Raw genomic sequence first — 9,121 nt, 5'->3', positions numbered from 1 at the left:
CGGCAGAGGCCGTCCGCTCCCGCCGCACCGTGAGCGGGGGTGTTACGGGGTCAGGAGGCCGGGGCGGCCTCGGGGGCCTTGCCGGCCTCCTCCTCGTCCTCGGGGGCTTCCAGCCTCATCTGCCGCGGGATCGCGAGCATCAGGAGGAAGGCGAGGACGACGACTCCGCCGAAGACCCACAGGGTGGTCTGCAGGCTCCCGGCGAAGGAGGTTCCGGTGGCGTCCTTGGCGTAGCCGGCCAGGACCGGGGCCGCCTGCTGGTTCTGGAGTGCGGGGACGGCGCAGCTCTCCGGGACGACGGCCGGGTCCTTCTCCTCGACCCGGTCGACCGCGCACGTCCGGTAGGCCGCGACGGTGGTGTCCGCCTCTCCCGGGGTGAGCTGGGCCGTGGCGACGAGTTCCTTGCGCAGTTCGGCGGACTGGTCGTCGATCGCCGTTCCGGTGTTGCCCACCAGTCCGGCGAAGAAGACGACGCTGACCAGGGCTCCGCCGACGGCGAAGCCGAGCTGGGCGTTGGTGTGGACGATGCCCGAGGCGGAGCCGGCGTCCTTCTGCGGCACTTCGGAGATCACGATCTGCGGCAGCGGGGCCGCGATCAGACCGAAGCCGAGACCGATCAGCAGCATCGGCACCACGAGCTGCCAGGAGCTGATGCCGCTGCCGTACTCGCCGGCCGCCCACAGGAAGGCCAGCGCGCCGATCACGGTGACGACCGCGCCGGACTGCAGCACCTTGCGGCCGAACTTGGGCACCAGGACGACCATGGCCGCCGATGAGGTGAGGAAGGCACCGATGCAGAACGGGAGGCTCGTGAGCCCCGAGCGCATCGGCGACCAGCCGAGGCCGACCTGCATGTAGACGGTCCAGCCGATGTTGAACATGCCGATGCCGATGTAGAAGGCGAGGTTCACGCCGAGCCCGGAGGAGAAGCTGCGGATACGGAACAGCGCCAGTTCCACGAGCGGTGAGCCGTCCAGCAGGGTCTTCTTCTTCTGCCACAGGATGAAGGCGGCGAGCACCGGTACCGATGCGGCCATCGACACGAAGCCCCACAGCGGCCAGCCCAGTTCGCGGCCCTGGAGCAGCGGGAAGATCAGCAGGAGCAGACCGGCGGTGGCGAGGACGACGCCCCGGACGTCGAGCTTCAGGGCGTGCGGTGCCTTGGACTCACGGAGCACGCGCGGGGCGTAGATGAGTCCGAGGATGCCGACCGGGATGTTGATGAGGAAGATCAGACGCCAGCCGAGGCCGAAGAGGTCCCACTCGGCCAGCGGTCCGCCCGCGCCCATGCCGACCGCGGCGGCCACACCGGCCACACCGCCGTACATGGCGAAGGCGCCGGCCCGCTCCTTGGCGGAGAAGGTGACGTGAATGATGGCCAGGATCTGCGGGACCATGATTCCGGCGAAGGCGCCCTGGACCATGCGGGACGCGACCAGCTGCCAGGGCTCCTGGGCGAGTCCGGCTCCCAGCGATGCCAGCGTGAAGCCGACGACGCCGAGGAGGAACATCCGCTTGCGGCCGTAGATGTCGCCCAGCCTGCCGCCGAGGATCAGCATCAGCGCGAAGCTGAGCTGATAGCCCACCAGCACCCACTGGATGATGGAGTAGCCGCCGCCGATCCCTTGCTGGATGGCCGGGGCCGCCACGTTCGCGATGGTGCCGTCCAGCATGTCCATGAAGGCGGCGACGAGCAGCACCAGCAGGGCCATCCAGCGCTTCGGGTCGGGCGGCGCCGCACCGGTTCGCTTGTCCGCAGCCGTCTCGTCCCTTGCCACCTCCGTCTCCGTGGACGGAGCCTGCTCGGAGGAAATAGCCATGGTGTACCTCTCAGATCTTGGGGGGACCGGGATAGTCCTTGGGGGGTTCCGCAGGTGGCTGGACAGCCTTGGACCATCGGACGGCAGGATGCCCGGTGTCAGTGGAATTCCACTGGAGTGCGGCTGAACCGCGGGGCCACCGCGGCAGGACCGCTTCCGCGTGCCAGGTGGTGCGGATGGGATGCCGCCTCCGCGGCACTCAGCACCGGCGTGACACAGGCCTCGGTGCCTTCGAACAGCTGCGCCCAGTGATCCCGGTCCCCGGTGATGAACCGGCTCGCGAACTCCCTGCGCAGCGCCAGCCAGTTGTGCGCCTCGTCCCGGTCGGGCAGGGCCGCGCCCGCCAGTCCGAGGCCGTGCAGCAGCGCGGCGTAGAAGCGTTCCTCCAGGGCGCCGACGGCCACGTAGCCGCCGTCGGCGCACGCGTAGGTGGTGTAGAACGGCGCTCCGCCGTCCAGCAGGTTGGCGCCGCGCTCGTGCCGCCACTGACCGGCCGCCTCCATGCCGACCAGCATGCCGAGCATCGCCCCGGCACCGTCCACGATCGCGGCGTCGACGACCTGCCCCCGGCCGGTCCGCTGCCGCTCGTACACGGCCGCGAGGACCCCGGCGACCAGGAACATCGAGCCGCCCGCGAAGTCCCCCAGGAAGTTCACCGGGACGACGGGCGGCCCGCCGGCTTCCCCGATCGCGTACAACGCGCCGCTGAGCGCCAGGTAGTTGATGTCGTGTCCGGGAGTCCTGGCGAGCGGTCCCTCCTGCCCCCAGCCCGTCATCCGGGCGTAGACGAGGGCGGGATTGCGGTCCAGGCACACCTCGGGGCCGATACCGAGCCGCTCGGCCACCCCCGGTCTGAAGCCCTCGACCAGGACGTCGGAGCTGTCGAGGAGGCTCAGGAGCTCCGCGATGTCGTCGGGGCTCTTCAGGTCCAGTGCGATGCGGTGGCGTCCGCGGTCCAGGACCTGGTGCCACTGTTCGAAGGAGCGGCGGCCGTCGGCCCGGTCGATCCGGATCACTTCGGCGCCCAGGTCGGCCAGCACCATGCAGGCGAAGGGCGCCGGCCCGATCGCCGCCAGTTCGACCACTCTCAGCCCGCTCAGGGGCCCGGTCGCGGCGGACCGGCCCTCACTCGCTGCAATGCCCATCCCGGGAGGCTAGGAAGCCTGTCCGGAAACCGGCTCGGGCCGCGCTCGCGCCGTGCTCGTACCGCGGCGCACGGACTCCAGCTGTGCCCGAGCGGGCGCTGGCACCGTGCACCGGGAACTTTGTGCCGTCGGAAACCCGACGTTCTTCACGAGGAACGATTCCCCACGAGGAAGGATCCACTGTGACAACCAGTGCTACGGAGCCGGGCACCGCCGAGGCGGAGACCAGCACCTTCCCCTACAAACGGCAGTGCCCCTTCACTCCTCCGAAGGAGTACGCGGAGATCGTCGAGAAGGACGTCTCCCAGGTCACGCTGTCCGGATCCGGCCTCCGCATCTGGACGATCGCGGGCTACGAGACGATCCGGCAGCTGCTGACGGACCCCCGGGTCAGCGCCTCGCGCCGGCACGACAACTTCCCCTTCTACTTCATCGCCCCGCCGGAGTACCGCACCGAGACGTCCTTCATCGGCTACGACGGCAAGGCGCACAGCGACACCCGCCGCAAGGCCGCCCTGACGTTCACCAGCCGCCAGGTGCGCCGGCTGCGGCCCCGGATCGAGGAGATCGTCGACGACCACCTCGACAAGCTGCTGGCCATGGAGCCCGGGGTGGACTTCCACCACGCGTTCTCGCTGCCGGTGCCGATGACCGTCATCTGCGAGCTGCTGGGCATTCCGCAGGACCGGCACGAGTTCTTCATCAAGCACGGCACGGCACTGCTCGGCGGGCACAGCTCCACCGAGGAGCGCCAGGCCGCGATCGTCGAGGTGAACGCGTACGTCAGCGACCTCATCCAGCTGAAGAAGCGCGAGCCGGGCGAGGACCTGCTCAGCCGTGCGATGGCCGACTACGAGGCGTCCGGCGAGGAGTACACCGACCGCGACCTGTTCAACATGGTCCGGCTCCTGATGAACGGCGGCCACGAGACCACGGCCAGCCAGATCTCGCTCGGCACGGCCTGCCTGCTGGAGAACCCCGACCAGTTGAAGCTCCTGCTGGACGACCCCTCGCTGGTCAAGCCTGCGGTCGAGGAGCTGGTGCGGTTCGCGACCATCGGCGACACCGCGGTGCCCCGGGTCGCGCTGGAGGACATCGAGATCGGCGGCTCGGTCATCCGCAAGGGCGACGGCATCCTCTGCCTCGGCCTCGCCGCGAACCGTGACCCCGAGGTGTTCCCCGAGCCGGAGAAGCTCGACATCACGCGCGGCAGCCGCAAGCACCTGGGCTTCGGGCACGGCGTGCACCACTGCATCGGCGCGGACCTCGCCCGCCTGGAGCTGGAGATCGTGTGGAGCAAGCTGTTCCAGCGCATCCCGACGCTGCAGCTCGCCAAGCCCTTCCTGGAGATACCCCGTAAGGAGGGCGCAGTGATCTACGGGCTGTGGGAGCTGCCGGTCACGTGGTGAGGTCGACCCGTGCTCGAGCAGCCATCCGTAGCGTGCCGTGGCACCACACCCCGGCGGCAGTCCAGGAGGAAGACGTATGAGCACGGCACTCACGCCTTTCCGCGTCGGGTTCCCCGACGCGGATCTCGCCGACCTCGGCGAGCGGCTGTCCCGGACCCGGTGGCCCGACAAGGAGACGGTCGGTGACTGGTCGCAGGGGGTGCCGCTGGCCTACCTCCAGGAGCTCGCCGAGTACTGGCGGAGCACCTACGACTGGCGGGCGGCCGAGGCGCGGCTGAACGCGCTGCCTCAGTTCCGCACCGAGATCGACGGTCTCGGCATCCACTTCCTGCACGTGCGCTCGCGCCACCCGCAGGCGAAGCCGCTGCTGCTCAGCCACGGCTGGCCCGGATCCGTCATCGAATTCCAGGACATCATCGGCCCGTTGACGGACCCCGAGGATCCGGCGGACGCCTTCCACGTGGTCTGCCCGTCGCTGCCCGGCTTCGGCTTCAGCGACAAGCCGGACGAAGCGGGCTGGACGGTGGAGCGCACGGCGGCCGCCTGGGCCGAGCTGATGAGCCGGCTCGGATACGAGCGGTACGCGGCGCACGGCACCGACTGGGGCTCCTTCCTGACCGGGATCCTGGGCGAGAGCGACGCGGAGCACCTGATGGGCATCCACCTGGCGATGCCCTTCGCCCGGCCGCCGCAGGAACAGGTGGAGCTGGACGAACGGGACCTGGCCGGCCTGGCCGCGCTCAAGGAGTTCCAGACCCACGAGGGCGCGTACTCCGTGCTGCAGGCCACCCGTCCGCAGACACTCGGGTACGGGCTCTCCGACTCGCCCGTCGGCCAGTTGGCCTGGATGATCGAGAAGTACTGGGCCTGGAGCGACCACGACGGCGACGTCGAGAAGGTCATCCCCCGCGACCGGCTGCTGGACGCCGTGACGCTCGCCTGGCTGGCCGGCACCGGCACCTCGTCCGCCCGGATCTACTGGGAGAGCCACAACAAGATGGCGCTCGGCCGGGTCGACGTGCCCACCGCCTGCTCCGTCTTCCCCAAGGACGCCCGGATGCCGCGCGCCTGGTGCGCGCACCGTTTCACCGATCTGCGGCGGTGGACCGACCACGAGCAGGGCGGGCACTTCCCCGCCCTGGAGCAGCCCGAGCTGCTCGTCGACGAGCTGCGCTCCTTCTTCCGCACGCTGACCTGAGACCCGAGACCCGAGACCTTCCGTCTGGAGGCACTGCCCATGACCGCCCGAACGACCGGGGTGAGTGAAGACCTGCCCGAATTCCCGTTCCCGGGTACGAGTTACCGGGGCCCCGACCCGATCTTCACGCAGTTGCGCGCGGAGCGGCCCGTCGCTCGGGTGCAGTGGAGCGGAGGCGGTCATGCCTGGCTGGTGACCCGCCACGAGGACATCAAGTCGGTACTGGACGACACCCGTTTCAGCCGCGCCGCCTCGTACGCGCCGGACGCCCCCACCTTCAGCGGGCTGTTCCAGGCCCCGCCGGGAATGATCATCTCGCTCGACCCGCCGGACCACACCAGGCTGCGCGTCCTGGCCGAGCAGGCGTTCTCGCCGGCGCGGATCCAGGGGATGCGGCCCCGGGTGCGGGAGCTGGCCGGCCGGCTGCTCGACGCGCTGGACAAGGAGTCGGACGGCGGTCCCGTGGACCTGGTCGAGGGCTTCGCCGCTCCGCTGGCCATGGCCGTCATCTGCGAGCTGCTGGGTGTCCCGGAGCAGGACAGGGACCAGTTCCTCACGTGGGTACGCCAGTTCGCCGATGTGTCGGGTCCCGAGGAGCTGGCCGTCGAGGGCCGCGAGAACCTCGGTGCCTATATCGCCGGGCTGGTGGCCGGCAAGCAGGCGGAGCCCGCCGACGATGTGCTCTCCGCCCTGATCACCGCCCGTGACGGCGAGGACCGGCTCGGCTTCGAGGAGCTGGTCGGCCTCGGCTACACCCTGCTGGGCGGCGGTTTCGACTCGGCTGCCGGCCAGATCTCCAACTTCGCCCTGACGCTGCTCGACCGCCACACCGACGTCTGGCGCCGGCTCGGCGAGCACCCGGAGGACGTCCCGGCGGCGCTGGAGGAGCTCCTGCGTACGGTCAACCTGACCGGCAACGACACCTCGGGGCTGCCGCGGATCGCGACCCAGGACGTGGAGATCGGCGGCGCGGTCATCCCCGCCGGGGACGCCGTGTTCCTCTCCTTCGCCTCCGCCAACCGTGACGGGTCGGTGTTCGCCGACCCCGACACCGCCGACTTCGGCCGGACCGTCAATCCCCACCTCGCCTTCGGGTACGGCATCCACCACTGCCTGGGGGCGCCGCTGGCCCGGGTGGAGCTCGCCGTCGCCCTGGAGGAGCTGACCGGCCGCTACCCCGACGCGCGGCTGGCCGTGCCGGAGAGCGAGCTGCTCTGGAGGGCCGGCGATGTGAACCACAACCTGGTCAGCCTCCCCGTCCACCTGAGAAGGAGCACCACATGAGCAGCGTCGAACTTCCCCCCGTCAGCAGGGAGGTCCGCCTCGCGGCCTACCCGGTCGACGAAGTCACCCTGGACCACTTCGAGTTCGGCGAGACCGAGCTGTCCGCGCCTGCCGACGGCGAAGTCGTCGTACGCAACGACTGGATGACGCTCGGCTCGGTGGCCCGCGACCAGATGAACCCCGACACGAAGCTGCCGATCCCGGTCTTCCAGCCGGGCGTCGCGATGTGGGGCCGTACCGTCGGCACGGTGGTCGCGTCGAACAGCGACACCCTCGCCGTCGGCGACCTCGTGGAGCACTTCTCCGGCTGGCGCGACTACGCGGTCGGCAACGCCCACGGGTTCTTCAAGCGTGACCGCTCCCTCCTGCCGGGCCCGGAGTACTTCCTGTCCCAGGGGCCGACGGCCTGGCACGGCATGGTCGGTACGGCGGCGGTGGCCGAGGGCGACACGGTGTTCGTGTCGGGAGCCACCAACGGTGTCGGCGCGCTGGCCGGGCAGATAGCGAAGCTGCGGGGCGCCAAGCGCGTCATCGGCAGCACCGGGTCCAAGGAGAAGATCGACTTCCTGGTCGAGGAGCTCGGCTTCGACGCCGCGTTCGACTACCACGAGGGGCCGGTGGCCGAGCAGCTCGCCGCACTGGCGCCCGACGGCCTCGACGTGGTCTTCGACAACGTGGGCGGCGAGCAGTTCGAGGCCGCGGTCCAGGTCGCGGCCCGCGGCGCCCGGTTCGCGCTGTGCGGTGCCCTGTCCGGGCAGCACGGCGCGGGTGACGGCGGCAGCCCCCGGCTGCCCCTGATGTCCGCCATCACCAAGGACCTGACCCTGCGCGGATTCGCGACGCTGCACACGCCCGACCAGATCGAGGGCTGGAACGCCCAGTTCAGCACCTGGCTGCGCGAGGAGCGCATCGTCTTCCCGCACACGGTCGTCGAGGGCGGGGTCGCGGAGCTGCCGGAGGCGTTCGTGGCTCTGCTCGGCCGGAAGTACAGCGGCACGGTCCTGGTCAGGATGAGCTGAGACCGGCGGTCCTGTGTGCTGCGGTGGTGCCCCGGGGTCCGCGTGACCCGGGGCACCGCCGTCTTTTCATGGATACGAGGAGAGGATCCGGTCATGGTGACAGGAGACCCGAACGTGCTGGACCGACGGGCGCTCAACCGGAGCCTGCTGGCCCGGCAGCTGCTGCTGGAGCGCGCCGTTCTGCCGGCCGTACAGGCGGTCGGACATCTGGTGGGGATGCAGGCCCAGGCGCCCAACCCGCCCTACATCGGGCTGTGGACCCGGCTGGCCGGATTCCGTATCGAGGACCTGGCGGACCGGGTCAGGGACCGCGAGGTGGTCCGGCTGGTGCTGATGCGGGGCACGATCCACCTGGTCACGGCGCAGGACTGCCTGGCGCTCCGGCCGGTGCTCCAGGGCGCCCTGGAGCAGGGCCTGAAGGGCACCTTCGGCCGGAAGCTGGCAGGGCTCGACACCGCGGACGTGGTGGCGCTGGGCCGTGAGCTGGTCGAGAAGGAGCCGCTCACCCTGGGCGGCCTGGGCACCCTGCTCGCCGAACGCTGGCCGGACCGCGATCCGTTCGCCCTGGCCAATGCCGTACGCAATCTGGTGCCGCTGGTGCAGGTGCCGCCGCGCGGCCTGTGGGGCGAGAGCGGCCAGGCCGTGCACACGACGGCGGAGTCCTGGCTCGGCGGGACGCTCGCGGAGAGCACCTCGCCCGACGCGATGGTCGAGCGGTATCTCGCGGCCTTCGGGCCGGCCACCGTCAAGGACATCCAGACCTGGTCCGGAATGACACGGCTGGCCGACTCGGTGAACCGGCTCAGGCCCCGGCTGCGCACCTTCCGCGACGAGAACGGTCTGGAGCTCCTCGACCTTGCCGACGCTCCCCTGCCGGACCCGGGGATGCCCGTTCCGGTGCGTTTCCTGCCGGAGTTCGACAACATCCTGCTGTCGCACGCCGACCGCAGCCGCATCCTCACCGACGAGCAGCGCAAGCTGGTCTTCACCCGCAACGGCCTGATCAAGTCGACGTTCCTCGTGGACGGTTTCGTACGCGGGCTGTGGCGGATCGAGCAGGCCCGCAAGGCGGCGACCCTCGTGATCGAGCCGTTCGGTGCACTGAGCAGGAAGGACCGCGACGCCGTCGCCGAGGAGGGGAGCAGCCTGCTCGCCTTCGCGGCGGCCTCCGCCACGACGCGCGGCCTCCGCTTCGACTGACCGTGTACGACGGCGGGGGAGAGACCGGAGGGCCCGGTCTCTCCCC

7 protein-coding genes are annotated in these 9,121 nt (G+C 70.5%); 5 read left to right on the top strand and 2 right to left on the bottom strand.

The window, feature by feature from the left end; translation table 11 throughout:
• Positions 1–50: 50 nt before the first annotated feature.
• Complete coding sequence (locus ACFQ6X_RS34880; RefSeq protein ID WP_383187920.1) at positions 51–1,820, bottom strand: MFS transporter; 1,770 nt, start codon at positions 1,818–1,820, stop codon at positions 51–53.
• 98 nt (positions 1,821–1,918) lie between these two features.
• Positions 1,919–2,965, bottom strand: a complete 1,047-nt coding sequence (locus tag ACFQ6X_RS34875) for a CaiB/BaiF CoA transferase family protein (protein WP_383187918.1) — start codon at positions 2,963–2,965, stop codon at positions 1,919–1,921.
• A gap of 182 nt (positions 2,966–3,147) precedes the next feature.
• Here ACFQ6X_RS34875 and ACFQ6X_RS34870 point away from each other — a divergent pair, with 182 nt between their 5' ends.
• The 5 genes from ACFQ6X_RS34870 (at position 3,148) to ACFQ6X_RS34850 (ending at position 9,075) form a co-directional block, all read left to right on the top strand.
• Entirely contained in the window at positions 3,148–4,374 is a 1,227-nt protein-coding gene (locus ACFQ6X_RS34870; protein ID WP_383187915.1) for a cytochrome P450, read from the top strand.
• A gap of 76 nt (positions 4,375–4,450) precedes the next feature.
• Complete coding sequence (locus ACFQ6X_RS34865; protein WP_383187912.1) at positions 4,451–5,572, top strand: epoxide hydrolase family protein; 1,122 nt, start codon at positions 4,451–4,453, stop codon at positions 5,570–5,572.
• A 39-nt stretch (positions 5,573–5,611) separates the two neighbouring features.
• Positions 5,612–6,856, top strand: coding sequence for a cytochrome P450 (locus tag ACFQ6X_RS34860; RefSeq protein ID WP_383187910.1), 1,245 nt, complete (start codon positions 5,612–5,614; stop codon positions 6,854–6,856).
• Positions 6,853–7,875: a zinc-binding dehydrogenase gene (locus ACFQ6X_RS34855; protein WP_383187907.1), complete on the top strand. Its 1,023-nt coding sequence runs from the start codon at positions 6,853–6,855 to the stop codon at positions 7,873–7,875. The genes ACFQ6X_RS34860 and ACFQ6X_RS34855 overlap by 4 nt, the downstream gene beginning before the upstream one ends.
• Before the next feature lie 93 nt (positions 7,876–7,968).
• Positions 7,969–9,075, top strand: coding sequence for a winged helix DNA-binding domain-containing protein (locus ACFQ6X_RS34850; protein WP_383187904.1), 1,107 nt, complete (start codon positions 7,969–7,971; stop codon positions 9,073–9,075).
• The last annotated feature ends 46 nt before the right edge of the window (positions 9,076–9,121 follow it).

This window comes from Streptomyces sp. NPDC056452 (genome assembly GCF_042796085.1).
Taxonomy (GTDB): domain Bacteria; phylum Actinomycetota; class Actinomycetes; order Streptomycetales; family Streptomycetaceae; genus Streptomyces.
This window is presented reverse-complemented; position numbering and strand designations above follow the sequence as displayed.

Coding starts and splice junctions, on each gene's coding strand:
- ACFQ6X_RS34850 (WP_383187904.1), top strand. CDS start 7,969: ATGGTGACAGGAGACCCGAACGTGCTGGACCGACGGGCGCTCAACCGG.
- ACFQ6X_RS34875 (WP_383187918.1), bottom strand. CDS start 2,965: ATGGGCATTGCAGCGAGTGAGGGCCGGTCCGCCGCGACCGGGCCCCTG.
- ACFQ6X_RS34865 (WP_383187912.1), top strand. CDS start 4,451: ATGAGCACGGCACTCACGCCTTTCCGCGTCGGGTTCCCCGACGCGGAT.
- ACFQ6X_RS34860 (WP_383187910.1), top strand. CDS start 5,612: ATGACCGCCCGAACGACCGGGGTGAGTGAAGACCTGCCCGAATTCCCG.
- ACFQ6X_RS34880 (WP_383187920.1), bottom strand. CDS start 1,820: ATGGCTATTTCCTCCGAGCAGGCTCCGTCCACGGAGACGGAGGTGGCA.
- ACFQ6X_RS34855 (WP_383187907.1), top strand. CDS start 6,853: ATGAGCAGCGTCGAACTTCCCCCCGTCAGCAGGGAGGTCCGCCTCGCG.